Here is a 26,547-nt window from a genome sequence, read left to right as displayed (position 1 = left end):
CTTCCCCTCGCCCCGCGCCGGCGCTTTGCTGCACCCTGGTTTTTTCAAATCACGCGCTCCTCCCGGAGCACGCGACCTGTTCGGAATTCTTTTCCCTCCATGAACACAACCATTACCGCCATCACCGCCCGTGAGATCATCGACTCGCGCGGCAACCCGACCGTTGAGGTCGACGTGAAGCTCGCCTGCGGCGCCCTGGGTCGCGCCGCCGTGCCGTCCGGCGCCTCCACCGGCGAACACGAAGCGATCGAACTCCGCGACGGTGACAAAGCCCGCTACGGCGGCAAAGGCACCCAGAAGGCCGTCGGCAACGTGAAGGCCAAGATCGCCCCGGCGCTGATCGGCTTCGATGCCTGCGACCAGGTCGGCGTGGACCGCGCGATGCTCAAGCTCGACGGCACCTCCACCAAGTCGAAGCTCGGCGCCAACGCCATCCTCGGCGTCTCCCTCGCCACCGCGCATGCCGCGGCCGCCGCTCTCGGCCAGCCCCTCTACAAGTACATCGGCGGCCCGAACGCGAAGGTCCTCCCCGTTCCGATGATGAACATCATGAACGGCGGCGCGCACTCCGATGCCCCGATCGACTTCCAGGAATTCATGATCATGCCCACCGGCGCGAAGTCCTTCTCCGAGGCGCTGCGCATGGGCTGCGAGGTGTTCCACTCCCTCAAGAAGGTCCTCAAGGAAAAGGGCCTCGCCACCGCCGTCGGCGATGAGGGTGGTTTCGCCCCCAAGCTCGAGTCCGCCGAGGCCGCCCTCGACGCTATCGCGCTCGCCGTGAAGACCGCCGGCTACAAGCTCGGCAAGGACATCAACCTGGCCCTCGACGTCGCCTCCTCCGAGTTCTACGTCGCTGCCAAGAAGCACTACGTCTTCAAGAAGTCCTCCGGCAACATCCTCTCCGGCGACGAGATGGTTGAGTTCTACAAGACCCTCACGTCGAAGTACCCGATCATCTCGATCGAGGACGGCTGCGCCGAGGGCGACTGGGCCACCTGGAAGAAGCTCACCGACGCCATCGGCGACCGCGTGCAGCTCGTCGGCGACGATCTCTTCGTCACCAACACCGAGTTCCTCAAGAAGGGCATCGAGACGGGCACCGCCAACTCGATCCTCGTCAAGGTGAACCAGATCGGCTCCCTCACCGAGACCCTCGACGCCGTCGAGATGGCCAAGGAAGCCAACTACACCGCCGTCATCAGCCACCGCTCGGGCGAGACCGAGGACGTCACGATCGCCGACATCGCCGTCGCGACGAACGCCGGCCAGATCAAGACCGGTTCCCTCTGCCGCACCGACCGCATCGCGAAGTACAACCAGCTCCTCCGCATCGAAGAGGAACTGGGCGCCAGCGCGATCTACGGCGGCAAGATGCGCGGCCTGTAAGGCTCGCGCTTCCGCTCTCACTTCAAAGGCCGGGCGTTTCTGCCCGGCCTTTTTCGTGCCCGAGTTCCGGCTCGCGTCGCACCAGATTCCGCCGGCGGCTCGGCGTCGCCGTCGACATGCACTCGAACGCGAGAGGAGCCCCCGCCCCGCGGCCAATGGCCATGCCGCCGCCGAAAACGGGCGCGCTGACGCCATCGCGTCCCTGAGATAACTAGCCAGATCTGGCTAGTTATCGCCCGTAACTAGCCAGAATTGGCTAGTTATCTCGGTTTCGGGTCGTCCGGGGTTTGAGTCGATTCCGCTCGTTCCTCACGCCTCCGGAGCGAGGTGGAATGGCGCAGCTGCCCGCCCCCCTGCGCCTGCATCGGCGTTGGCAGTGCCCGGTATCGGCAGCTTCCTGCGTCGGGAGCTTCCGGGTTGGCAGCGTCAGCGCGTCCGGGGCGGCAGCGATCGCGCCGCCCGTTAGCCGTTCCTCACGGCAGCTCGTACACTTCGACGAGCGCCACGCCGCTCATGCCTTCGCCGGTCCCGGAAACCTGCACCGTGTAGCTGTCCGGCGGCAGCGAGAGCACGACGACTGCATCCTTGCTGCCATCCGCCAGCCCGAACGCCCCCGTGGCGGCAAACGCCGCGGTGATCTCCGGCGCCGTCGCCGCGCGCCCCCAATCCAGGTTCTCCGCGATCACGGCGTGGTCTGACTGGCGGAACACCTTCAGTTGCGGGTCGACGAGGTAGCTCGAAATCCACCGGCTGAGACCGGGCCCGATGCCGCGCACGAGCAGCCGCTTGGTGCCGCTGCCCCCGACCACGAAACCCGCGGTCAACATCGCCTCGCCGCTCCCCGCCTGCCCGCGCACCGAGAGATTGCAGAGCCGGGCGCCCACGGTCGGATCGGCATCATAGACCTCCGCCAGCACCACGCCGCTGCCGCCCTTTCCCCCCACCATCACGGAATAATTGCCGTCGCCCGCCGTCGCGAGCAGCGCGGCATCGGCACTACCGGCATCCAGCCCGAAGGCCCACGTCCGAGTCGTGGCCGCCGCCAGCGCCGGCTGGTCCGGGAACGTCACCCAGTTGTCGTTCGCCGCCACCACGAGGCCGTCGTGATACAGTGCGAGCTCCGGGTCCGGCAACGCCGTCGCCAGCTGGAACTGCGTCCGGAGGGTCGGTCCCACCGTCCGCACCAGGACGGGCTTGCCGTAGCCGGAGACAACGAAGCCCACGATCAGAGTCGCCTCGCCGGTCCCGGTCTGCGCGCGGACCGACATGTTCACGAGCGACGCCGTCGGTCGCACGCCCAGGGTGAGCGTCGCGCCTTCACTGGTGTTCGTCACCGCCGTGTTCGCCGGAACCAGCGCGGTCACCCCGGCGTTGTAGGTGTCAAGGGCAGTCGAGACCTGCGCCGCATAAACGCCACGGTCGGCCTCGCCGACGCCGCTCAGCGTGAGCGTCGCCGTCGTGGCTCCGCTGACCACCGTCCCGTTGGCCCGCGGCCCGTCCGTCAGGGGTACGCCGGCCGCCAGCCACTGATACCGCAGCGGCGTGGCATTGATGCCGCCGCCGCCCGCTGCTCCCACCGTGAAAATCGCCGTCCCACCCGGCACCGCCGTGAGGTCCTGCGGCTGCCGCGTGATCGTCAGCGCATTGTAGGTCACGAGGGCGTTGCCCCCGGCCGGCACCGCAAACTCCGTGCTGCCGGTGAATCGGACGTTCTGCGCGTTGAAAACCTCCAGCCCCACCGTGCCGTTCACGCGCACGTTGTGCAGCGTCACGTCCTCGATCAGCGCCTCCGCCAGCGGCAGGCCCCAGATCACGCTGTAGCCCCAGGCGTCGGTCGCGGTGATGTTCGACAGCGTGATGTGCCTCCACGTCGGAATCGTCGTCGCCGTCAGCGGGTGCGGCGGCGTCGCGTTCCAGTTCGCCACCTTGGCCGGAGTGGTCTGGTTCGAACCGCTCGTCGAACCGGGCGAGCCCACCGCCGCGTAGTAGCTGTAGAAAACAAACGGATACCGCACGTCGGTCATCGTGAGATTCGAGTACGTCACGTTTTGTACCGGCCCGCCCTGCGTGGCGTCCGCCTTCATCCGCACGCCCGTCGTCGTCCCGGTGAAGGTGCACTGGTCCACCAGCATGCCGTCGAGCCCGACGTTGGTCTGGCCGCCGATCGACACCCCGTGACCCGTGCCGAACGCGCAGTTCGTGATCGTGATGTCCCCGCAGAACACGCTGCCCGGCTTCACCGCGATGTTGTCGTCCCCCACGCTGATCGCGCAGTTCTTGATCAGGTAGTGCTGCCCGGCCGGATCGAGGCCGTCGGAGTTGGGGGCGTCCGCCGGCGTGGTGATCGTGATCCCGTCGATCGTGACGTTGTTCGTCGCGCTGAACGCGAGGTGGAACATCGGCGAGTTCGTGAACGTGAGTCCGGTGAACCGCACCGTGTCGGCCCGGTTCACCTGCACCAGCCGCGGCCGACCGCTGATCTGCCCGGCCTCGTAGGCGGCCCACCAGGCCTCGCCATCGCCATCGATCCGCCCGCCGCCGCTGAACTCCACGTGCGTCGCCCCCGTATAGACAGTGATGAAATGCGCCGGCGAGGTCCGGCTGTTCGGATAGGTCCCGAACGGCAGCGCCTGGACCACCGCCCCGGCCTCCACCAGAAAACGCGTGCCGGCATACACGGTGAGCGGTCCCGTGCGATATGACTGCGCGGCCGCGGGGAAGCGGACCGTCCCGCCGCCCGCCGTGCGCGCCGCGTTGAGCGCCGCCTGGATGGCGCTCGTGTTGTCGGTCACGCCGTCCGCCACCGCGCCCTGGGCGGTCACATCGAACACGCCGGCCGGAATCACCGGCAGCGGCGGATCCGCGCGCAGAAGGGTCGCGGCCGCCAGGACGAGGATACCCACGCCGGCCCAGCCGGCGCGGCGCAGCAAAGGGGGTAAGTAAGCCACGCCGGAAGCCCAAATCGCGACACGTGTCGTAGCGAGCGCGAAATCCGCCAAGTTTTGGGTCAAATGGAGCGGCCCCGGCGGAATCGCCCCCCTCGAAAGAGGGAACACGAAGTTGCTTCGGCCGCGCAACGTGCCCCAGCTTCCCGGCGTCTCCACCGCCATGCGTCCGCTTCCCCTGCTCTTCACGTTGCTGTTCACCCTCGGCCTCGCCCGCGCCGACGTCTTTCCGAAGCACGAGCCCGAGCGGCAATTTGCCGAACTCAAGGTGTACGACGCCGAGGGACACCCGTGGCGCGTCGCCCAGGAGGACTGGACCGGCGCCCGCCGGCGTGTGGCGGAGGATCCCGCCTGGACCAAGTGGCTGCGCAGCGAACGCGCCCAGGTCGATGCCTGGATCGCCCACCACCAGGACCACGTCGAGTGGGCCGCCGGCTGGTCGCACGACGGCGTCAGCCCCAAGGACGGCTCCCGCCTGAACTGGGTCGACCAGATCCCCGGGAAGGAGATCACGCATTTCACCAGCGCCTCCGATCCGCAGGTCGAAATCACCCCGAAGCTCTTCGCGTGGTGGGTCGTCACCTTCCGCAACCGGCACGTCGAAACCATGGTCCGCGCCGCCCGGCTCCACCGGCTCACCGGCGACGAACGCTACGCCCGTTGGGTGATCGACCAGATGGATTTTTACGCCGCCAACCTCGACCGGTGGGCCATGCTCCCGACGGCCAAGGGGGCCCGGTTGTTCTGGCAGACGCTCTCCGAGGCGACCGGCCTCGTGCAGTTCACCGAAGCCGTCCGGCTCCTCGGCGACACCGTCCCCGCGGCCCAGCGGCAGCGCTGGCGCACGACCTTCTTCCAGCCCGAAGTCGAGCTGCTCAACCGCACGTTCCGCTCGATCCACAACATCGCGACCTGGCAGCGCTGCGCCGTCGCCGAGGTTGCCCTCCTCTACGACGACGAACCGCTCTGGCGGCAGATGATCGACGGCGAGTTCGGCGTCCGCCAGCAGATCGCCGGCGGCATCACCTCCGAGTACCTCTGGTACGAGCAGTCCTTCGGGTACAACAGCTACGTCGTCAGCGCGCTGAACTCGCTGTTCACGGCGGCGAGCCTCCACGGGCGCGCGCCGGAACTCGCCGCCGAGATGGCCACCGCCGAGAACCTGATGCTCTCGCCGACGTACCTCCGTTTCCCCAACGGCCAGCTGCCCAACCCAGCCGACAACCGCGGCATCCTCACCGCGCCGGAACGCGGCCCTTTCCTCGAGACCTACCGCGTCCTGCCCACGACCATCGGACTCACCGACGCCGCCGGGACGCGCAACTGGAACACCCTGCTCGATCCGCCGCCCGCCTCGCCGCATCCGGTCACCCTCCCGGCCGTGACGAGCCGCAACCTGGAGTCCTCCCGCATGGCGCTGCTCAAGAGCGGCCGCTGGCAGGTGTTCTTCCATTACGGCCAGCTCACCCGCTCCCACTCCGAGGCGGAGGCGCTCAACTTCTCGGCCTTCTACGGCGACACCGACATCACGCACGATCCCGGCGTCGTGGGCTACGGCTCGCCTCTCTATCGCGGCTATTACACGCGCGGCCTCTGCCACAACGTCCCACTGATCGACGGCGAGGGGCAGGAACCGCCGCAACGGGGCGAACTTCTCGCCTACTCCGCCACCCCGGTCCGCGTCTCCGCCGCGCAACCGCACTACACCCGCAACGCCGGCGCCGGCCGCGCGCTCGAGATCAAGGACGACGCCCTCGTCGACACCGTCACGGTCGAAACCCGCGCGCCGCGGCGCCTCGGCCTCGCGCTGCATGTTCAGGGGCGCGCGCAGTTGCCCGCCGGCTTCACGGCCGACGCCACGCTCCCCGAAGGCCGCGCCGAACCTTTCCGCCACTGGCGCGACGCGCGGGCAGCCACGTTCCGCGACCACGCCGAGATCGACGTCGCCTACGGCAGCGTCGTGATGCGCGTCACATTCACCGCGCCGGGCGAGTTCCGCCTCTGGCACGCCTCCTCGCCGGACGTTCCGCCCGCCCGGCGCGAGAGTTTCTATCTCGAACTGCTCGCGCCGGCGGCCAAGGCCACGTTCACGACCACCTTCACCCCGCAGCCGACGCGGTAGTTCAGCCCAGAACGCCGGCCCTCTCTCGGCGGGATGCGCCCATGGCTCATCCCGGCAACCGCGCCGGCCAGATGGCCAGCCAACCTCCAGGTTCGACGCGGACGCCGGGATGCGTGATGGTCGGCACCGATGCGCTTCCCCCCACGTTTGATCGCTCCCGCTTTCGCCCTTCTGGTCCTGATCGCAGCCCCGCTGCACGCTCAGCGCGCCGCGGTCGAGGCGCGGCACGGCATGGTCGCCTCCGCCCACGTCCTCGCCTCGCGGGCCGGCGTCGAGATGCTCGAACGCGGCGGCAATGCGGTGGACGCCGCCGTGGCGACCGGCCTCGCCCTCGCTGTCGTCTATCCGATCGCAGGCAATCTCGGCGGCGGGGGCTTCATGCTCATCCACCTCGCCGACGGCCGCGACCTGGTCATCGATTACCGCGAAACCGCCCCCGCGTCCGCCGGGCGCGACATGTATCTGGACGCGAACGGCAATGTCCGCGAAGGCCTCGGATCCTCGACCGTCGGCTGGCGCGCCAGCGGCGTGCCGGGAACGGTGGCCGGCTTCGCGCTGGCCCTGCAGAAGTACGGCTCCGGCAAGGTCACGTGGGCCGACGCCTGCGAGCCGGCGCGCCGGCTCGCCGCCGAGGGCTTCGTCGTCTCCCAGGCCACCGCTCGACGCCTCCACGGCAACCGGGAGTTGCTCGCCCAGTTCCCCGAGTCGAAACGTATTTTTCTCCGCGACGGCGCGTATTGGGCGACTGGCGACAAATGGAAACAGCCTGACCTCGCGGCCACGTTCGCCCGCCTGCAACAGCAGGGTCCGGGTGAGTTTTACACCGGCGAGACCGCCACGCGCATCGCCGAGGCGATGGCCGCGAATGGCGGCACGATCACGCGCGCCGACCTCAAGGCCTACGTGCCCGCGGAGCGCGTGCCGCTGCGCGGCCGCTATCGCGGCCACGAGATCGTGACCATGCCGCCCCCGAGTTCCGGCGGCATCGCGCTGCTGCAGATGCTCGCCATGCTCGAGCCGTTCGACGTCGCGACCATGGGTCCCAACTCGGCCGCCAAGGCGCACCTGTTCGCCGAAGTGATGCGGCGCGCGTTCTGCGATCGTTCCGAATACCTCGGCGATCCGGACTTCGTGGCCGTGCCCACCCGCGAGCTCCTGGCCTCGGACTACCTCGCCGGCCGCATGCGCGACTTCGATCCCCGCCGGGCCACGCCGTCCTCCGCCGTCAAACCGGGACTGGGCCCGGTGCCGGCGCGGGACCCGCGGCCGGGCGAGTCGCCCGAGACCACGCACTTCAGCGTCGTCGACGCCGCCGGCAATGCCGTCGCCAACACCTACACGCTCAATGGCAACTTCGGCAGCGGCGTCACCATCCCCGGCACGGGCGTGCTCATGAACAATGAGATGGACGACTTCACCGCGAAGATCGGCGTGCGAAACATGTTTGGTCTCCTCCAGGGCGAACGAAACACGATCGCCCCGGGCCGGCGCCCGCTGTCCTCGATGACGCCGACCTTCGTCTTCCGCGACGGTCGGCTCCTCCTCGTCACCGGCAGCCCCGGCGGCCCGACCATCATCAACACCGTCCTCATGGTCATCACCAACGTCGTCGATCACGGCATGCCGGTCGCCCAGGCCGTCGAGGCACCCCGCCTCCACCACCAATGGATGCCAGACGTGCTCACCTACGAACGGTACGGCATGAGTGGCGACAGCCTCGCGGTGCTCACGGCGCTGGGCCAGACGGTCCACGAGCGGCGTTCCTATGAAGGCGCCTACCAGGGCGACGCCGAGACCATCCTCATCGATCCCAAAACCTCGCTCCGGCTCGGCGCCGCCGATCCCCGCAGCGCCGACGCCGCCGCCGTGGGGCATTGAGCCGCACGCGAATAAACACCCAGCTTCCCAGACGGGCGGAGTGTCACCAGCATCTGGCACTCCCCTATGAAGCACCTGCTCTTCATCTTGGCTGGCGTCGCATTGACGGCGTCCGCCGCTCCGGCCGTCGAATCCAGCCTCCAACCGCGCGAGTTGCGGTGCGAGCACCGCGTCAACCCACTCGGCATTGGTGAGACCAAGCCGCGGCTGAACTGGAAGCTCGAGACACGGTCCGATGGGCGCGGCCTCGCCCAGTCCGGCTATCAGATCCTCGTCGCCTCCGCGGCGGAGAAGCTGGCCCGCGATGAAGGCGATCTCTGGGACACCGGCCGCGTCGCGTCCGCCGCGACCACGAACATCATTTACCAGGGCCGGCCGCTCGCCGCGCGCGCGGCGTGCTGGTGGAAGGTGCGGCTTTGGGACCAGGACGGACGGGCGTCGACCTGGAGCCCCCCCGGCCAGTGGACCGTGGGGCTCCTCAGTCCTGACGATTGGCAGGCGGAGTGGATCGGTTTCGAGGCGCCCGCACCTGCCGCCAGCACCGCGGTCAGCGATGAACAGCGCGCCCGACTCGGCCAGGCTGCCTGGATCACCATTCCCGGCGAGCAGCGCTCCCGTCCCGAGCCACTGACGGCCGCTTTCCGGCGCAGTCTCGTGCTGCCGGCGGACCGGCCGGTCACGCGCGCGACCGTCCTGCTCACGCCCGACATGCGGGCCGCGATCAGCGTCAACGGCCAGCTCCTGGCCGAGGTGAACCGCTGGGAACAGGCCGTCCCGCTCTCGCTGCTGGATCGTCTCACGCCCGGCGAGAACGTGATCGGCGTCCGCGTCTCCCAGGACGACGGCTATCTGCCTGCCGTGCTCGGCGAGGTCGAGCTGACGTTCGCGAACGGCGAGGTGGTGCGGTATCCGCTCGATGCCTCCTGGCAGTTTTCGCCGACCCCGGCCGACGGTTGGGACCGGCCGGGCTTCGACGCGACGAGCTGGGCGCCAGCCATCCTGCTGGTCGAGGCCAACAGCGTGAAGCCCCGGCGCAGCCCGTGGGGCACACCGCAGAACGCGCTGCACACCCTCGCCCCCGTGCCCATGCTGCGGAAGACCTTCAAGATCGAGAAACCGGTGCGCCGCGCGACCGTGTACGCGACCGCACTCGGCGTTTACGAACTGCAGCTCAACGGCACCCGGGTCGGCTCCGACTATCTCACCCCCGGCTGGACCGAGTATCGCCGGCGCGTGCACTACCAGACCTACGACGTCACGAGCCAGCTGCGGCCGGGCGCCAACGCCCTCGGCGCATTGCTCGGCGATGGCTGGTTCGCGGGCGTCGCCTCCTACACCGGCCGGCGCGGCTACTACGGCGGCACGCCGCGCCTCCGCGCCCAGCTCGAGATCGAGTACGCCGACGGCACGCGGACCGTCGTGGCGACCGACCGGCACTGGCGCGCGGCGTTTGGACCCGTGCGCCACTCGGACCTGTATCTGGGCTACGCGTACGATGCCCGGCTGACCGTGCCCGACTGGACGCAGCCGACCTTCAACGACTCGGCCTGGAAGCACGTCCGCACCGGACTGGCGGATGCCTCGCCGCGCGGCTTCACGCTCGAGGCCGCCACCCTCGCACCCGTGCAGGTCGTGCAGGAGCTGCCGGCAATCGCAGTCACCGAACCGGTGCCCGGCCATTACGTGTTCGACTTCGGCCAGAACATGGTCGGCTGGGTGCGGCTCAAGGTCCGCGGCCAGGCCGGCCAGCGCCTCGTGCTCCGGCACAGCGAGTTTCTCAACCCCAACGGCACGATCTACACCTCGAACCTCCGCGGCGCGGCGGCCGTCGACACGTACTGGCTGCGGGGTGACGCCGAGGAGGCGCTCGAGCCCTTCGGCACGGTGCACGGCTTCCGCTACGTCGAAATCACCGGCCTCACGGCGCAACCCGGCGTGGCGATGGCAACCGGCGTCGTGGTGCACAACCCGATGGCGCAGACGGGCGAGTTCACCTGCTCGGACCCGCTGCTGAACCAGCTTTTCCGCAACATCGTCTGGGGCCAGAAGGGCAATTACCTCGAGGCACCGACCGACTGCCCGCAACGCGACGAACGCCTCGGCTGGACCGGCGACACGCAGTTCTTCGTCCGGACCGGGCTCTACAACTTCGACGCCCAGGACATGATCGAGCGCTGGCTGACGACGCTGATCACCGATTCGCAAGGCGAGAACGGCGCATTCCCCCGCGTGGCGCCCGGCATTGATGCCGGCCCGCAGTTCATCACGGCCTGGGGCGACGCCGCCATCATCTGCACGCACGCGCTCTGGCAGGTGTATGGGGACACCCGCGTGATCGAGCGCCACTTCGACCGGCTCGGTCGCTACCTTGCCGGCCTGCGCAGCCAGGCGCGGCACGGCGTGGTGAGCATCGGCGGCTACGGCGATTGGCTGAACCTCGGCGGCGGTGCCAAACGCGAGGTCATGGACACCGCGTATTACGCTCATCTGTGCGGCCTCATGTCTGAGCTCGCCACGGCGATCGGCCGCCCGGACGAAGCCAAGAAGTACGCAGCCGAGCAGGCGCAGGTCACCGCCGCGTGGCGCCAGGCATTCCTCCAGCCCGACGGCAGCATCCTGGAGAGCAGCCAGACCGGCTTCGCACTCGCGTTCACCATGGGCCTGATCCCCGACGCGCAGCGGGCCGCCGCCGCCACCCGGTTTGTGGATGAGATCCGGAAGCAGGACTGGCACCTTGCCACCGGCTTCATTGGCACGCCTCGCCTTCTCCCGGCGCTGCACGAGGCCGGCCGCAACGATGTCGCGTATCGCCTGCTGCAGACACGGACGTATCCCTCCTGGCTGTTCCAGGTGACGCTCGGCGCGACGACCATGTGGGAACGGTGGGACGGCTGGACGCCCGACCGCGGGTTCCAGACGATCGATATGAACTCCTTCAATCACTACGCATTCGGCGCGGTGGCCGAGTACCTGTATCGCACCGTGCTCGGCATCAACACGGACGGTCCGGGCTTCCGCCGGATCCAGATCGCCCCGTATCCCGGCGGCACGCTCACGCATGCCAGCGGGCACTACGACGCGCCCACCGGCCGCATTCAGAGCAGCTGGCGGCTCGACCAGGGCACGCTGACGTTGCGCGTCCAGATTCCCGCCAACACGACGGCGACGGTGCGCGTCCCCGCGACCGACACCGCCGCGGTGCAGGAAGGTGGACGCCCCGCGATCCAGGCGCCCGGAGTGAAGCTCGATCACAAGGAAGCTGACGCGGCGGTTTTTCAGGTCGTTTCGGGCAGCTACGAGTTTACCTCCCGCTACACGGCTCCCGCGGGGCCCAACTGATCAGGGCGGGCGGCGGCATCTTCACCGCCGCCCGCACGGCGGGCAGGAAAATGGCGTAGTGGCTTTCAACCGACGCGGTTTGCCCCGCGTCGGGCGTGGGATTTGTACGGCGAGTTGACAGCTCCAAAACCGCTGTTTACCGCTAAATCACCCCTCGCATGGCCTCCGTCCCCCAAGCCTCCCCCGCATCCGCGGCCAACCTCACCCGCCCCGAAGATCGCGTCCCCATCCCGCGCAAGCTGGGCTACGGCCTCGGCATGTTCATGGACATGTGGGGGCATTGGCTCTACCCGACGATCGCCTTCCAGATTTTCGGCCTGGCTTTTCACGTCTCCAGTTCGCTCATCGGCATTGTCATCATCCTGAACCGGCTCTTCGACGCCGTCTCGGATCCGGTCTTCGGCTGGTGGTCCGACAACACCCGAACTCGTTTCGGCCGCCGCCGACCCTTCATGCTCTTCGGCGGGATACTGGCGGGAGCCGGCCTGCCGTTCCTCCTCGCGGTCAACCCCGGCCATTCGCCGACGTTCTACTTCTGGTTCATGGTGCTCTCGTCGGCGATCTATCTGCCGCTGGTCAGCTGCTTCAACATGCCTTACCGCAGCCTGGGGAATGAACTCACGCCCGACTACCACGAGCGCACGAGCGTCTTCGCCTACCAGAACGCGGTGAAGAAGATCCCCGAGCTCGGCCTGTTCTACTTCGGCACCTTCTTCTCGATGAGCGTCTGGGTCGGCGCGGATCAGTCGAACCTCGGCGGGCGACTGAAGCAGTTGCTCACCAGTCTGTCGGCGTGGAGTCCCGCGCCCGCCGGAACCGCACCCAACACCCTGCTCGGTGCGCAGGTGTACCTCGTGCTCTGCGGCATCATCATGATCATCGCGGGCATCGTCTGCACTCTCGTGATGCGCGAGCGGTACTACGACAAGGTCGTCGTCACCCAGAAGCAGGAGAAGATCTCCCTTATCACTACCTTGAAGCAGGCGCTGGAATGCCCGCCGTTCCGGATTCAGATTGGGGTCCAGCTCGCCTACAACATGGGCCTCAGCATGGTCAGCACGCTCGGCCTCACCGCCACGATCTACTGGGTCTGCTGTGGCGACAAGGCCATGGGCAACTTCTGGAACTTCTGGATGGGCGTCTCCGGCATGGTGCTCGGCTTCCTCGGCATCCCGGTGTTCACGTTCATCGCCCGCCGCCTCGGCAAGCGGCACGCGCTCATGGCCGTGCTGAGCAGCGCCATCGTGGTGTTCATCTGCACGTGGTGGCTCTACACGCCGAAGATCGTGTGGCTCCAGGTATTCGCCTCGGGCACGATCGCCTTCATCGGCGCGGGCTTCTGGCTCCTCGATGGCGCCATCCGCGCCGACATCATCGACTATGACGAACTGCGCACCGGCAAACGCCGTGAAGGCGCGTTCGAGGCCTGCATCTCCTGGATCGGCAAGGTCGGCATGGCCATCGGCGCCGGCGTCTCGCTGTTCATCCTCGACTGGATCGGCTTCGACAATGCCGCCGCCCAGCAAACGCCGCACACGCTCTTCATGATCCGCTTCTGGCTCGCCGCCATCCCCGTGGCCGGCCTGGTCATCGCGCTGATCGCGCTCTACCGTTTCCCGCTCACGCAGGCCAGGATGGCGGAGATCCGCCGCGAGCTCGAGGCCCGGCGCGGCACGGTCTGAGCCGGCGCGCGCGCGCCGGTCCGATACCTCGGCCGGCTGGGCTGCTCCAGAGGGCGACGCCCCGCGGCGCCCCTGCTTTTCACGTCAGAGGATCGCGTTGGCCGCGATGACTTGGGCGTAGTACTTCGCCGACAGCTTCGGCGTGCGCTTCTGCGTCGCGAAATCGCAGTGCACGATGCCGAAACGCCGCTGGTAGCCATCCTCCCACTCGTAATTGTCCATCAACGACCAGACGAAGTAGCCGTGGACCGGCACGCCGTCCTCCACCGCCCGCCGCAGCTCCCGCAGGTGCCCGCGCAGGTAGTCGCGGCGGTGCAGGTCGAACACCTCGCCGTTCACCACGTTCTCCTCGTTGTAGCCACAGCCGTTCTCGGTGACGTAGATCGAGCGCACGCCGTAAGCATCGCACGGCAGGCGCGTGCCCCAGTACATGACCTGCGGCGTGAGGTTGAGCCAGGTGCTGTCCGCCCGCGGGTAATTCACGGGCAACGGCAGCTCCTCGGGCCGCCCGTCCGCGCCCGAGCGCACGAACGTGCCGGTGTACAGGTTCAATCCCAGGAAGTCGGTCGGCGCGCTGATCAGCTTGAAATCGCCCGCGCCCACGCGGGGATAGTTGGCGCCGCAGCGCTCGAGGTACTCCGGCGAATAGCCGCCACGGTACATCGCACCGAGAATGTGGGCGTTGCGCGTCTCGTACCAGGAACGCGCCGCCGCGATGTCGGCCGCCGTTTCCGTGAACGGAATGCACACATCGCTGTTGTCTGTCAGGCCGACCTGCGCCCCCGCCCCGCCGTGCTCGCGCACCGCGCGCACGCCGTGACCGTGGCAGAGCAGCGCGTGGTGGTAGGTCTGGTTCAGCTCCTGCGGGCTCACCTTCCGTCCCGGCGCCTTCCCGCCGAAACCGTAGGCCAGGTAGGTGAAGCAGCGGATCTCGTTCAGCGTGATCCAGTGTTTCACAGGTTCATGGAACGCCTGCACGATCGTGTCGGCGTAGCGCGCAAAGGCGTCGACCGTCACCGGGCTCACCCAGCCGCCCTGGTCCTCGAGCGCCTGCGGCAGGTCCCAGTGAAACATCGTCACCCAGGGCGTGATGCCGTTCTCGCGCATGGCGTCGAACAGCCGCCGGTAGAAATCGAGCCCGCGCTGGTTCACCTGCTTCCCGCCGTCGGGGAAGATCCGGGGCCACGCGAGCGACAGCCGGTAGTTGCGCACGCCCAGCGAGCGCATCAGCGCGAAGTCCTCGCGGTACCGGTGATAATGATCGCATGCCACATCCAGCGTGTCGCCACCGTGCACCCGGCCCGGGATGCGGCTGAAGCGGTCCCAGATGGACTCGCCTTTGCCATCCTCGAAGGCGGCGCCTTCAATCTGCGGCGCGGCCGTCGCGACGCCCCACGTGAAATCCTCCGGAAAAACGCTGTTCGCTGGGTGCATGATAGTGCGCCCAAATCAGCGTCCCCCCGGCTAAACTCAAGCTGGAAGGCATTGATTTAGCGGGAAACTTGCCGCCCGCACGCTTTCCGTCCCACTCTCTCCTTCCCCGCCGTGAAACGTCTCCTTCCCCTCCTCCTCGTCGGTCTCGGCCTGCTTGGCTCTCCCCTCGCTGGCGCCAACGCCACCGCCACCACCACCTCCCCCTCCGACTCCGCCCCGCGCGAGCGCATCTCCTTCAACGCCGACTGGCGGTTCATCAAGGGCGACCCCGACTGGTTGCCCGGTCAGCTCGACTACACCGTGCTGCGCGACTGGCTCCTGCCCTCCAGCGCCGAATTCCTGGGCGGCACCGGCCCGAAGCCCCAGCGCCCGGCCGGCAACATCGGCGGCGGTGTCACGTATGTTAAGCCCAACTACGACGACACCGCCTGGCGCCGGCTCGATCTCCCGCACGACTGGGGCATCGAGGGCCCCTTCAAGCAGGAGTACGACGCCAACCAGGGCAAACTCCCGTGGTGGGGCATCGCCTGGTACCGGAAACACTTCACCGTCCCGGCCGCCGACGCCGGCCGGCGCGTGACTCTCGAGATCGACGGCGCCATGGCCTACGCCGCGGTCTGGCTCAACGGCCATTTCGTCGGCGGCTGGCCCTACGGCTACACGTCGTTTGCCCTCGATCTGACGCCCTACCTCAAACCCGGCGCCGAGAACGTCCTCGCCATCCGGCTCGACAACATTCCCGAGTCGTCCCGCTGGTATCCCGGCGGCGGCCTCTATCGCAATGTGTGGCTCACCAAGACCGGCCCGATCCACGTCGCCCACTGGGGCACCGTCGTCACCACCCCGGAGGTGAGCGCCGAGCAGGCCGCGGTCGTCGTCACCGCGTTGACCAACAACACCACCGACGCCGCTGCCGACCTCACCCTCGCCACCGAACTGTTCGAGCTCGACGCACAGGGCCGCCGCGGCGCCGCCGTCGCCCGCGCCGAAGCCCTGCCCGTCAAGGTCGGCGCGCAACGCCAGGCCTCCGCCGCGCAGACGCTCACCGTCCCGCACCCGAAGCTCTGGAGCCCGGCGTCACCGGCCCGCTACGTCGCGGTCACCACGCTCGCGCAGGACGGCCGCGCGACCGATGTTTACGAAACGCCGTTCGGCATCCGCACGATCGCGTTCGACGCCCGCCGCGGCCTCCTGGTCAACGGCCAGCTCGTCCGCATTCAGGGCGTGTGCAATCACCACGACCTCGGGGCCCTCGGCACCGCCATCAACACCCGCGCGCTCGAGCGGCAGCTCGAGATCCTGCGCGACATGGGCTGCAACGCGATCCGCACCTCCCACAACCCGCCCGCCCCCGAGCTGCTCGAGCTCTGCGATCGGATGGGCTTCCTCGTTTTCGACGAAGCGTTCGACTGCTGGATCAAGGGCAAGAACCGCGGCGACTACCACCGCCTGTTCCCCGACTGGCACGAGCAGGACCTGCGCGCGCTCGTGCGCCGCGACCGCAATCACCCGAGCGTTTTCATGTGGAGCATCGGCAACGAGGTGCTCGAGCAGTGGGGCGAGGAAGGCCAGGAGGGTTGGAAGGTCGCCCGCCGCCTCGCCGGCATCGTCCGTGAGGAGGATCGCACGCGTCCCATCAGCGGCGGCTTCAACGGCGAACCCGCCGGCTACAATGGCATGCAGACCACTCTGGACGCGGTCGGCTACAACTACCGCATCAACGAGTACGCGCGCTTCCGCCGCCTCAACCCCACGCAGGCGCTCCTCGGCGCCGAGACCGCCTCCACCATCTCGTCGCGCGGCGAGTACTTCTTCCCGGTCAACGACAACAAGACCGACCCGGCCTCGCGCGTGAACTTCCAGGTCAGCTCCTACGACCTCTCCGCGCCGCCGTGGTCGACCTCGCCCGACACCGAGTGGAAGGCAGCTGACGCCGCGCCCGGCTACGCGGGCGAGTTCGTATGGACGGGCTTCGATTACCTCGGCGAACCCACCCCGTACGGCGGCGATTCCAACGTGCTCCTCAACTTCTCGGATCCGGCCGACAAGGCGCGCGCCATGGACCAGCTCAAGGCGCTCGGCTCCATCCCCGTGCCGTCTCGCAGCTCCTATTTCGGCATCGTCGACCTCGCGGGTTTTCCGAAGGACCGCTTCTACCTCTACCAGGCCCGCTGGCGGCCCGATCACCCCGTCGCCCACGTGCTGCCGCACTGGACCTGGCCGGAGCGCGTCGGCCAGGTCACGCCCGTCCACGTCTACACCAACGGCGACGAGGTCGAGCTGTTCCTCAACGGGCAGTCCCTCGGCCGCAAGCCGCGCGTTCCCGGTGAGTATCGGGTTCGCTGGGACGACCTTCGCTACGCGCCGGGTGAGCTCAAGGCCGTCGCCTACCGCGCCGGCAAGGTCTGGGCCACCGCGGGCCAGAAGACCGCCGGCGCCGCCGCGCAACTCAACGCGACCGCCGATCGCAGCGTCGTCCGCGCCGACGGCACCGACCTGGTGTTCGTCTCGGTCGCGGTCAACGACGCCACCGGCATCCTCGCGCCGCGCGCCAACCCGGTGGTCCGGTTCTCCGTGACGGGTCCGGCGGACGTCGTCGCCGTCGACAACGGTGACGCCACGACTTTCGAGCCCTTCCAGGCCACGCAACACTCGGCCTTCAACGGACGCGTGCTCGCCATCGTCCGTCCGCGTGCCGGCGCCGGCGGCGAGATCACGGTCACCGCCACCGCCGAGGGCCTCCTGCCCGCCACCGTGACGGTCCGCGCCGACGCGCAGGGAATGAGGGAATGAGGGCCACTGCGCCCGGCGGTCTTACTCTTTCTCTTCCTCTTCCTCTTTCTCTCGATGGACCAAGCCGGCGTTCTCGCGCCGGCTCCCGCCGGCCCTCCGCTCTGTCCGCTCCGCTCTGTCCGCTCCGCGCCCGCACTCCCCTCATGCCCGCGCCCACGCGCCCGCTTCCGCCGTCCGTCGCGATCGTGGGTCGTCGGGCACCCTGAGTATCCGGACATTATCCCCGAGTATCCGGACATTATTCAGGAGTATCTGGACATTATCCCATTACTCGCTGTCCATCAGCGCGTAACAATTGCAACCCTCGTACCCTAGCATCGTCCCCTGCGCGTCGCGGACCGCCAGCGCCGCAACTCACCGACGCGCCGGAGCCGATCGACCACGGCAAGACGCCGACGCGCGCGGAGGTCCGCCCCGACGCGCGGAGATCCGCCCGCCACACCGCCCCGCCAGCGAACTGGCCGCGTGCGTCCGCGACCCGGCTACTTCGCCACCGCCGCTCGCAGATACGGCGCCAGCGGATTCTCCGGCAGCGCCTTCAACGCTTCGACGACCACCTCGGCGTTGAGCTGCGCGCCGGCCAGACTCGTGTGCGTGTGCGGGTCGGCAAACAACGCGTTCACCTTCTCCTGCCCCAGCTCGTCGTAGCGGTCCGCGATCCGATTGTTCAGATCGAGGAACGGCACCTTCTCCGCCTCTGCCACCTGCCGCGCCCACCCCGCAAAGCTGTCGGTGCTGCGGACGATGTGTCCGTCTTTCCAAGTCTTGCGCGGCACGAGTGAGCACACGATCGGGGTCACTCCCTTCGCGCGCGCCTCGGCAATGTACTGGCGCAGGTACCAGCCCCAGGTGTGCAGCCGCCGCGTCTCCTTCGTCTTCGGATCCTCGCGGTCGCCTTCCTCGTCGCCCAGGCCCGGCAGCGGGCCGCGCGGCGGGTTGTCGTTGTGGCCAAACTGGATCAGCACGAAGTCGCCGGCCTTCATCAGCCGGAGCGCGTTGTCCCAGTGCCCGATCCGGCGAAACGTCTCGATGCCCGTGCCGCCGACCGCGCGGTTCACAGTATTGATCTTCTCCGGGTCAAAGTACGGCGCGAGGTAGTCGCCCCAGCCCCACTGCCCGCCGGCGCCATCGCCGCGGCCATTGCGCACGGTCGAGTCGCCGACCAGGAAGAGCGACGGCACCTTCGGGTTCCATGGCCGCGGCAACCGCAGCCAGGTCATGTCCGCCGCCGCCACCGCCGCCCCCTGCGGCGACAGCCACTTGTCCAGCGGCGCCAGCCGCAGCCCCTTGAGCCCGGCCACGACCGCCTCGGCATGCAAGGTCGCGCCCTTGGCGTTGAAATGCGTATGGTCCTGCGGATACAGCGCCTTCACCGCGGGCTCGCCCATCGGCTCGAGTTGGTCGGCCACGGCGTTGGTCACATCAATGAACGGGACCACCGCCGCCTTTGCCACGTCGAACGCCCACGCGCCATACCGCCCCGAGCCGCGTTCGAGCCGGCCGTTCTCCCAGCGGTTGCGGACGGTCAGCGACAACACGATCGGCGTGGCCTGCTTCGCCTGCACGTCGGCGATCATGCGCCGCAGGTACCAGCCGTACGTGTGCACCGTCTCGGGCTTCTTCGTGTTGATGTTCTCGATCTCCTCGGTCTCCTCGCCGAGTCCCGGCAAAGAACCGCGCGCCCGACCCGAGTTCACCGGACTGCCGTCGTTGTGGCCGAACTGGATCAGCACGAGGTCGCCCGCCTTCACGTCGGCCAGCAGTTCGTTCCACAGCCCCTCGGTGATGAACGTGCGCGCGCTGCGTCCGCCCCGGGCGCGATTCACCACGTTGACCTTGGTGGCATCGAAATAGGGCGCGAACACCGCCGCCCAGCCCTGCTGCTGTTCGCCTTTGCCCTTCGCGGCGGTCGAGTCGCCCGCGACGTGGATCGTCGGCAGCGCGGAGTTGAGCTGCGGCTTGGCCGCGGCCGGGTTCGAGGCGAGATCCGGCGCAAGATTGGGCGTCTGCGCCCAGGCGGCGACACTCGCCACGACAAAGAGGAGAAAGCGTTTCATAGGCAGGGGACCGCCACAGGAACACCCGCGCGCGACGGAGGCAACCGGCTCAAAATCGGCTCGTCCGGCGGCGGCCACGACGGGCCGCCGCCGGACGAAGTGAAAGTGGCGCGGCCAGTGAAAGTGAGAGTGAAAGTTAAAGTGAGGAAACCACGGTTCGGTTGATCCCGAACCCCGGTTCGCTCACCGCTCCCGTCGGTTCAGCTCTCCGTCTGCCTCTTGTCTTCAGAGATCGCCGCGGTTCGGCCAACTTTCACTCTCACTTTCACTCTCACTTTTACTTTTCCCCATTCAGCCGGAACACCATCGGCACCACCATCCGGAAGCGGACAGGGACGCCGTTCACGGTGCCGGGCTCGAAGCGCCACTTCGAAACGGCGCGGACGGCCGCATCGTTAAAGACCGAGTCGCTGGTGTGCACCGCACGCGCCTCCGTCACCCGCCCCGACTCGTCGACCACGAACTCAACGTGCACCTCGCCTTCCCGGCCATCACGCCGCGCCAGCGGCGGATACTCAGGCGGGATCCGCGTCCGCGGATTCGGCGTCCGATCCAGCGACTCGGTACCCACAATCCCTGTCCAGCCGCGTCCGGGGCCGATCCCCGTGCCGGTCCCATCCCCGAGGCCTTCGATCGGGACCCGATCCACCGGTCCGGGCGACACGCGCGGGTTCAGGTCCACGCCCACCGGCTTGACCCATGGCCCGGTGGCATCCGGCACCGGCCGTTCCGGCAGTCGGCTGACGTCCGACTCCCCCTTACCCGCCCCACCCGACCGGTCCACGACCGGCGGCAGATCGGTCAGCGGGAGCACATACGGTGGAAGCTTTGGTCCGGTCGAACGTGGCGTCGCCTCGGGCACGGGACCACGGGGGAGACCGAACAGCAGGCCATGGAGGGCGGCGGCAATCGCAACGGGGAGTACGAAATGGCGTTCCATGATGTTTATGGGGTTGAAGGTTCACCCCATATAACGTGCCTGTCCCAAAAATCTTAGTACGAAGCGGACGCTTTCGCGTCCGCTTATGAAGGGGGATCTGCGATTGGCTGGGACCAGCGTTCGCCCGCACGCCGACGCACCGGTGAAACCCTATACCCGATCCCACCCCTGCCGGCAGCCTTCAGTCTTTCAGCTTTCAGCCTTCCGCAGTCCACTTCAGCACGACGGTCGTAAGCGGGGGGAGCGTCAGGGCGAGGGACTGGCTGAAGCCGTCGCGTTCGACGTCCTCGGTCGCGCGGCCACCGCCATTGCCCACGCCCGTGCCGCCGTAGTATTCGCTGTTCGAGTTGATCACCTCGCGCCAATAACCACGGCGCGGCACGCCAATCCGATAGTTTTCGCGCGTGGTGCCGCCGCCGAAATGCCCGACGACCGCCAGGAGCGATTTTTCGTCGGGATCGCACCGCAGGTAGGCGATGACGTTCGCGTCGGCGTCGTTGCAGGCGAGCCAGCGGAAGCCGCGCGGGTTGAGGTCGGAGGCGCCGAGAGCCGGCTCCGCCGTGTAGAGTTTGTTCATGTCGCGCACGAGGAGCCGGATGCCCTCGTGGTCCATGTACTGGCACAGGTGCCAGTCGAGGCTCGCGTCGTGCCGCCACTCACTCGATTGCCCAAACTCCCCGCCCATGAAGAGCAGCTTCTTGCCCGGCCACGCCCACATGTGGGCAAAGAGCGCCCGCAGGTTGGCCGCCTTCTCGGCGATGTGCCAGGCGCCCATCTTGAAGAGCAGCGACGCCTTCCCGTGCACCACCTCATCGTGCGAGAACACGCTGATGAAGTTCTCCGCGTACTGGTAGAGCATCGCGAACGTGAGGTCGTTCTGGTGGAAGCGGCGCACGATCGGCTCCTTCGCAAAGTAGCGCAGGGTGTCGTGCATCCAGCCCATGTTCCACTTGAAGTCGAAGCCCAGCCCGCCCTCGCGCGTCGGCTTGCTCACGCCCGGGAACGAGGTGCTCTCCTCGGCGATCATCAGCACACCGGGATAGTACTGGTGCACGAGGTCGTTCACCTGCCGGAGGAAGTCGATCGCCTCCAGGTTCTCGCGCCCGCCGAACTTGTTCGGCACCCACTGCCCTTCCTGGCGCGAGTAGTCGAGGTACAGCATCGACGCCACGGCATCCACGCGCAGGCCGTCGATGTGGTACCGGTCACACCAGGCGAGCGCGTTCGCCAGGAGGAAGCAGCGCACCTCGTTGCGGCCGTAGTTGAAGATCAGCGTGCCCCAGTCCATGTGCGCGCCCTGCCGCGGATCGGCATGCTCGTACAGGTGCGTCCCGTCGAACTCCGCCAGCGCGAAGCTGTCGCGCGGGAAATGCGCCGGCACCCAGTCGAGGATCACTCCCAGCCCGCGGCTGTGCAGGTAGTTCACGAACCACGCGAAATCGTCGGGCGTGCCGTAGCGGTGCGTGGGCGCGTAGAATCCAGTCACCTGATATCCCCACGAGCCCTCGAAGGGATGCTCGGCCAGCGGCAGCACCTCGATGTGCGTGAAGCCCATTTCGAGCGCGTAATCGGCCAACTGCGGGCCCAGTTCCCGGTACGACAGCGGCCGTCCGGCGTCCTCCGGGATCCGGCGCCACGAGCCGACATGGATCTCGTAGATCGAGATCGGCCGGTCGCGCTGCTCCGCCTGGCCCTGGCGCCGCTCCAGCCACGCCGCATCCGTCCACTCGAACTTGCGCGTGTTGCAGACGATCGCGGCGTTGTTGGGCGGCGGCTCAAACGCGGTGCCATACGGGTCGGTCTTCAGCCGGACGTGCCCCTGCTGGTCGCGGATCTCAAACTTGTAGAGTTCGCCCTCCGCGAGCCCGGGGATGAACAGCTCCCATACCCCCGAGGCGCCCAGCGACCGCATCGGATGGTAGCGGCCGTCCCAATGGTTGAAGTTGCCGACGACCGAGACCCGCGCGGCCGATGGCGCCCACACCGCGAACGACACGCCCGGCACCCCGCCGAGATCGCGCACGTGCGCGCCGAGCTTCTGGTAGATGCGGTGCTCGTTACCCTCGTTAAAGAGGTAAAGGTCCTGCTCGCCGAGCGTCGGAAGGAAGCAGTACGGATCGAAAAACTGGCGGAACTCCCCGTTGGGATAGCTCGCCCGCAACTGGTAGCGGAAAACCTCCGGCCGGTTCGGAATGAACACCTCGAACAGCCCCTCCGGCGCGAGCCGCGTCATCGCGAACTTCTTCTTGGGGTGCGCGTCGACGTCGATCACCTCGCACGCGCTCGCCCCACTCACGAAGGCCCGCGCCACGACCCCCGGCGACCGCCCGTGGCGCGTCGGATGCATCCCGAGCACCGAGTGCGGGGACGCGTGTTTCGCCTGCAGCAGGGACGTGAGATCAGCTTTGGAAAGGAGCACGCGAAAGAGGTTTGCGCGCGTAACCTGCCCCAACTCGCCCGATTCGTCTAGCCGAATGCCTTCTGAAAGCCGGGTGGGGACAAAGTCCGGGGCCGACACCTCGACCGGCCCGCGCGGCGCCCCTCAGGCGACTGCCACCAATTGCGGGTTCGGGGTCTCCTCGATCGCGCGCCGCAGGTCCTCCGCCCGGACGGGCTTGGTCAGGAAGTCGCTCATGCCCGCGCCCAGGCAGGTCGCGCGGTCACCGACCGACGCGTTGGCGGTCATCGCCACGATCCGCGGGGACTGACCCTCGCGCCGGACCGCCAGGATCTCACGGGTTGCCTGGATCCCGTCCATCTCCGGCATCTGCACATCCATCAGGATGAGATCGTATCGCTGCCGGATCGCCGCCGCGACCGCCTCGCGTCCGTTGGCGGCGACATCGGCGCGGTAGCCCAGCCGCTGCAGCATGAGGATGGCGACGCGCTGGTTCACCGGGTTGTCCTCGGCGACGAGAATCGACAGTGGCCGCTGCGGCACCGCGATGGCCGCGCCGGCACTCCGTTCGCTGCCGACGACGGTCCGGCCCTGCAGCAGGCTGCAAAGCACGTCGTACAGCGCCGCCGTCTTCACGGGTTTGCTCAGGGTCGTGGCGATCGCGGGATTCCGTGCGGGACGGGAACGTCCCGGCACCGCCATCAATGCGATGGGCACATCCGCCAGGCCGGGCAGACGCCGCAAGTCCTCGGCGACCTTGTCGCCATGCTCCTCGCCGAGCCGATGATCGATCAGCATCACGTCGAATTGTTCGGTCCGCGCGATGGCGGCGGCCTCGATTCCCGAGCTCACCGCCCGCGGCACCATGCCCCACGTGACCGCCTGCTGGCAGAGCACGCGGCAACTCGTCGCATTGTCATCGATCACCAGCAGCCGCCGGCCGGTCAACGCCTCGACCCGGCCCGCGGCAAATGGCTTCGTCGGGGCCAGCACGGACGCGACCTCGATCTCAAAGCAGAACGTGCTCCCCTTCCCCGCGGTGCTCTCGACCCAGATCTGCCCCTGCATCAGGTCGATGATCCGCTTGCTGATCGCGAGGCCCAGCCCGCTGCCACCGTATTGGCGCGTCGTGGACGCATCCACCTGGCTGAAGGTCTTGAACAGGCGGTCCATGCGGTCCGCCGGGATGCCGATGCCGGAATCGTGCACCGCAATCCGCAGCCGCACGCGACCGGTATCGCGCGCCGGCACCGTTGTCACCGCCACGAAGACCTCCCCGCGGGAGGTGAACTTCACCGCGTTGCTCAGCAGGTTTACGAGCACCTGGCGGAGGCGGACTACGTCGCCGGTGACCGACTCCGGCACGCTTCCGTCGATGGCGTAGATGAGGTCGAGCCCCTTTTCCGTGGCGCGGCCGGACAACACGTCGATCGCCGACTCCACGCAGACGCGCAGGTCGAACGGATGCTGCTCCAGTTCGAGCCGGCCCGATTCGATCTTCGAGTAGTCGAGGATGTCGTTGATCAGGGCCAGCAGCCCATCGCCGCTGGAGCGGATCGTCTCGGCGAACTCGCGCTGGTCCTTGCCCATCTCGGTTTCGAGCAACAGCCCGCTCATGCCGATGATGGCGTTGAGCGGCGTGCGGATCTCGTGGCTCATGTTCGCCAGGAACTCCGACTTCGCGACCGTGGCCGCCGAGGCGTCCTGCGCCAGCCGGTGGGCGCGTTCGAGCGCCTCGCCAAGCTGCCGGTTGAGATCCTCCGCCTGGTCGCGGGCGAACTCGATGTCCGCCTGCGCCCGGCGTTCGGCGGTCACGTCCAGATGCGCCGCCACCATGCGCACGGCGCGGCCGGCCGGGTTCCGCTGCACATGGCCGCGGGCGGTGACCTCGCGCTCGCCGCCGTTGGGCAGGATGATTCGGAAGGAAGTGTTGTAGGGCCGCCGGCCTTCGATCGCCTCGCGGTACTCCCGTTCGACGCGCGCGCGGTCGTCGGGATGAAGCCGATCCCGCCACGCCGCGAAGGTTCCCTCCACCGGCGCGCTCAACCCATAGATCGCGAGCAGACGCGCGTCGCACACGAGCTTGTTCTGCACGACGTCGTAATCCCAGATGCCGACCTGCGCGGCCTCGGTGGCGAGCTGGAGGCGCTCGGTGAGCGACTGCACGCGCTGCTCCACGGCCTTGCGGTCGGTGATGTCGAGCGAACGGCCGACCAGACGCATCACCCGCCCGGTGCTGTCGCGCAGCGGCGTCAGGCGCGTCAGCCACCAGAGCAGCCGCCCGCGGACAAAGAACGGCTCCTCAAATTCAACGGGCCCGGGCGATTCGACGCCGCGTTGGAAACTCGCCCGCAGGCAGGCCGCCATCTCCTTCGGGATCACGCCCACGAGTTCCTCGGGCGTGTGCCCGCGCAATTCGTCGCCGGTCATGCCCGTGAGGCGTTCATAGGCGGGGTTCACCTCGACGAACCGGAAGACGCCATCAGGCAGCACGTCGACCAGGAACACGCCGAGATCAACGCTCGAGAGAATGCTCTTCAGCACGGAACGGTTCTCCTCGTGCGCCTGTTCCGCCAGCACGCGCTCGCTGATGTCGGCGATGAACCCGTAGTGGACGAGCGAGCCGTCGCCCTGCCGGTCGGCGGTCGCGTTGGCCCACATCCAGCGCAGTTTCCCATGCGGGTCCCGCACGCGAAACTCACACTGCCAGCGCTCGCCCGCCTGGGTCGCCGCCCGGATCGTTTCGATCACCCGCGTGAGATCATCGGGATACACCCAGCTCACGAGCGGCGAGAGATCGTTGGCGAGTTGCGCCGGATCCAGGCCCGTGAGTTCCTGCGCGCTTTCACTCGCGTACAGCATGCAGCAGCGACCGTCGGGGAGTTCCCGGACCTGAAACACCATGCCGGGCACCTGTGCCGCGATCTTCGTCAGCCGCAGTCCGGCCTCCTGCCGCTCCGCCTCCGCCCGCCGTGTCGCGGTAAGGTCGGTGACGTGGATCAAGTAGCCGCCGTCCTCATCGAGCCCGGTGATCGCCAGCCGCGCTGCGAACCGGCTGTTGTCCGCCCGCCGGCACGTCCACTCCCGTTCGTCGTACTGTTCGCCCTGCCGGGCCGCCCCCAGGATGACCTGGAAGGGAGTCAGCGTCCCACCGGCCTGTTCCTCCCGGCGAAAGAGCTCCTCCGCGTCGATGATCGTCGGCAGCGTGGCCTTGCCGATCACCTCTTCGGCGGTGTAGCCGAACAGCCGCACGGCGCCGACGCTGAACGAAGTGATCAGCCCGTGCGCATCCACGGAGATCACGACCTGCGCCGAATGGTCCAGCATGCGGTCGAGCACCAGGGCCGCGTGCCGCCGCCGCCGCCGCTCCGCCCGCCCGCCCACAAAGTACACGGCACAGGCCAGCACCACCGCCGCGCAGAACCCCAAGCCCAACTGGGTCGATGGGGAACTCGGCGTGGCAATCGCGAGCAACCACCCCAGGCCCAGGGCCGCGCCGATGCCGGTACCGGCGACAAACCGGCACCGTCCGGACAGGAAGGAGCTTAAGCGAGCAAATGGCATCAGGACACG

The 26,547-nt window shown here is 68.2% G+C and carries 12 protein-coding genes; 6 read left to right on the top strand and 6 right to left on the bottom strand.

The window, feature by feature from the left end:
• Positions 1 to 99: 99 nt before the first annotated feature.
• Positions 100 to 1,386, top strand: coding sequence for a phosphopyruvate hydratase (gene eno, locus DB354_RS02725; RefSeq protein ID WP_107833899.1), 1,287 nt, complete (start codon positions 100 to 102; stop codon positions 1,384 to 1,386).
• Between the two features lie 473 nt (positions 1,387 to 1,859).
• Here the strand turns inward: eno and DB354_RS02720 are convergent, their stop codons facing one another.
• Entirely contained in the window at positions 1,860 to 4,334 is a 2,475-nt protein-coding gene (locus DB354_RS02720) for a glycosyl hydrolase family 28 protein (protein WP_158277333.1), read from the bottom strand.
• Between the two features lie 160 nt (positions 4,335 to 4,494).
• Between DB354_RS02720 and DB354_RS02715 the strand changes: the two genes are divergently transcribed.
• The 4 genes from DB354_RS02715 to DB354_RS02700 all read left to right on the top strand — a co-directional run bounded on the left by DB354_RS02715 (position 4,495) and on the right by DB354_RS02700 (position 13,352).
• Complete coding sequence (locus DB354_RS02715) at positions 4,495 to 6,453, top strand: heparinase II/III family protein (protein ID WP_107833898.1); 1,959 nt, start codon at positions 4,495 to 4,497, stop codon at positions 6,451 to 6,453.
• Positions 6,454 to 6,600: 147 nt separating this feature from the next.
• Positions 6,601 to 8,331 carry a gamma-glutamyltransferase gene (gene ggt / locus DB354_RS02710; RefSeq protein WP_233256534.1) on the top strand — a complete coding sequence of 577 codons (1,731 nt, stop codon included), beginning with the start codon at positions 6,601 to 6,603 and terminating at the stop codon, positions 8,329 to 8,331.
• A gap of 66 nt (positions 8,332 to 8,397) precedes the next feature.
• Positions 8,398 to 11,670 carry a family 78 glycoside hydrolase catalytic domain gene (locus DB354_RS02705; RefSeq protein WP_107833896.1) on the top strand — a complete coding sequence of 1,091 codons (3,273 nt, stop codon included), beginning with the start codon at positions 8,398 to 8,400 and terminating at the stop codon, positions 11,668 to 11,670.
• Positions 11,671 to 11,828: 158 nt separating this feature from the next.
• Positions 11,829 to 13,352: an MFS transporter gene (locus DB354_RS02700; RefSeq protein ID WP_107833895.1), complete on the top strand. Its 1,524-nt coding sequence runs from the start codon at positions 11,829 to 11,831 to the stop codon at positions 13,350 to 13,352.
• An 84-nt stretch (positions 13,353 to 13,436) separates the two neighbouring features.
• Here DB354_RS02700 and DB354_RS02695 read toward each other — a convergent pair whose 3' ends face one another.
• Positions 13,437 to 14,786, bottom strand: a complete 1,350-nt coding sequence (locus DB354_RS02695) for a GH1 family beta-glucosidase (protein ID WP_107833894.1) — start codon at positions 14,784 to 14,786, stop codon at positions 13,437 to 13,439.
• Between the two features lie 111 nt (positions 14,787 to 14,897).
• On the opposite strand from DB354_RS02695, the gene galB reads away from it, so the two are divergent.
• On the top strand, positions 14,898 to 17,579 hold the full coding sequence (gene galB, locus DB354_RS02690) for a beta-galactosidase GalB (protein ID WP_107833893.1): 2,682 nt from the start codon (positions 14,898 to 14,900) through the stop codon (positions 17,577 to 17,579).
• A gap of 482 nt (positions 17,580 to 18,061) precedes the next feature.
• Here galB and DB354_RS02685 read toward each other — a convergent pair whose 3' ends face one another.
• The 4 genes from DB354_RS02685 to DB354_RS02670 all read right to left on the bottom strand — a co-directional run bounded on the left by DB354_RS02685 (position 18,062) and on the right by DB354_RS02670 (position 26,538).
• Complete coding sequence (locus DB354_RS02685; RefSeq protein WP_107833892.1) at positions 18,062 to 19,636, bottom strand: rhamnogalacturonan acetylesterase; 1,575 nt, start codon at positions 19,634 to 19,636, stop codon at positions 18,062 to 18,064.
• 277 nt (positions 19,637 to 19,913) lie between these two features.
• A complete protein-coding gene (locus DB354_RS02680; RefSeq protein WP_107833891.1) occupies positions 19,914 to 20,576 on the bottom strand; it encodes an energy transducer TonB in 663 nt (220 codons plus the stop codon).
• 196 nt (positions 20,577 to 20,772) lie between these two features.
• Positions 20,773 to 22,995: a 1,4-alpha-glucan branching protein GlgB gene (gene glgB / locus DB354_RS02675; protein ID WP_199226778.1), complete on the bottom strand. Its 2,223-nt coding sequence runs from the start codon at positions 22,993 to 22,995 to the stop codon at positions 20,773 to 20,775.
• A 123-nt stretch (positions 22,996 to 23,118) separates the two neighbouring features.
• Positions 23,119 to 26,538, bottom strand: a complete 3,420-nt coding sequence (locus DB354_RS02670) for a PAS domain-containing protein (protein WP_158277332.1) — start codon at positions 26,536 to 26,538, stop codon at positions 23,119 to 23,121.
• Between the last annotated feature and the right edge of the window lie 9 nt (positions 26,539 to 26,547).

The organism is Opitutus sp. ER46 (assembly GCF_003054705.1).
In the GTDB taxonomy this organism is placed as follows: Bacteria; Verrucomicrobiota; Verrucomicrobiia; order Opitutales; family Opitutaceae; genus ER46.
Note: the sequence above shows the minus strand (reverse complement) of the source record. Positions and strands in the feature narration are given on the sequence as shown.

Bases quoted from the DNA above. Each gene is read 5' to 3' on its own strand.
- eno (WP_107833899.1), top strand. From the start codon at position 100: ATGAACACAACCATTACCGCCATCACCGCCCGTGAGATCATCGACTCG.
- DB354_RS02715 (WP_107833898.1), top strand. From the start codon at position 4,495: ATGCGTCCGCTTCCCCTGCTCTTCACGTTGCTGTTCACCCTCGGCCTC.
- DB354_RS02705 (WP_107833896.1), top strand. From the start codon at position 8,398: ATGAAGCACCTGCTCTTCATCTTGGCTGGCGTCGCATTGACGGCGTCC.
- DB354_RS02700 (WP_107833895.1), top strand. From the start codon at position 11,829: ATGGCCTCCGTCCCCCAAGCCTCCCCCGCATCCGCGGCCAACCTCACC.
- DB354_RS02695 (WP_107833894.1), bottom strand. From the start codon at position 14,786: ATGCACCCAGCGAACAGCGTTTTTCCGGAGGATTTCACGTGGGGCGTC.
- DB354_RS02685 (WP_107833892.1), bottom strand. From the start codon at position 19,636: ATGAAACGCTTTCTCCTCTTTGTCGTGGCGAGTGTCGCCGCCTGGGCG.
- DB354_RS02680 (WP_107833891.1), bottom strand. From the start codon at position 20,576: ATGGAACGCCATTTCGTACTCCCCGTTGCGATTGCCGCCGCCCTCCAT.
- DB354_RS02670 (WP_158277332.1), bottom strand. From the start codon at position 26,538: ATGCCATTTGCTCGCTTAAGCTCCTTCCTGTCCGGACGGTGCCGGTTT.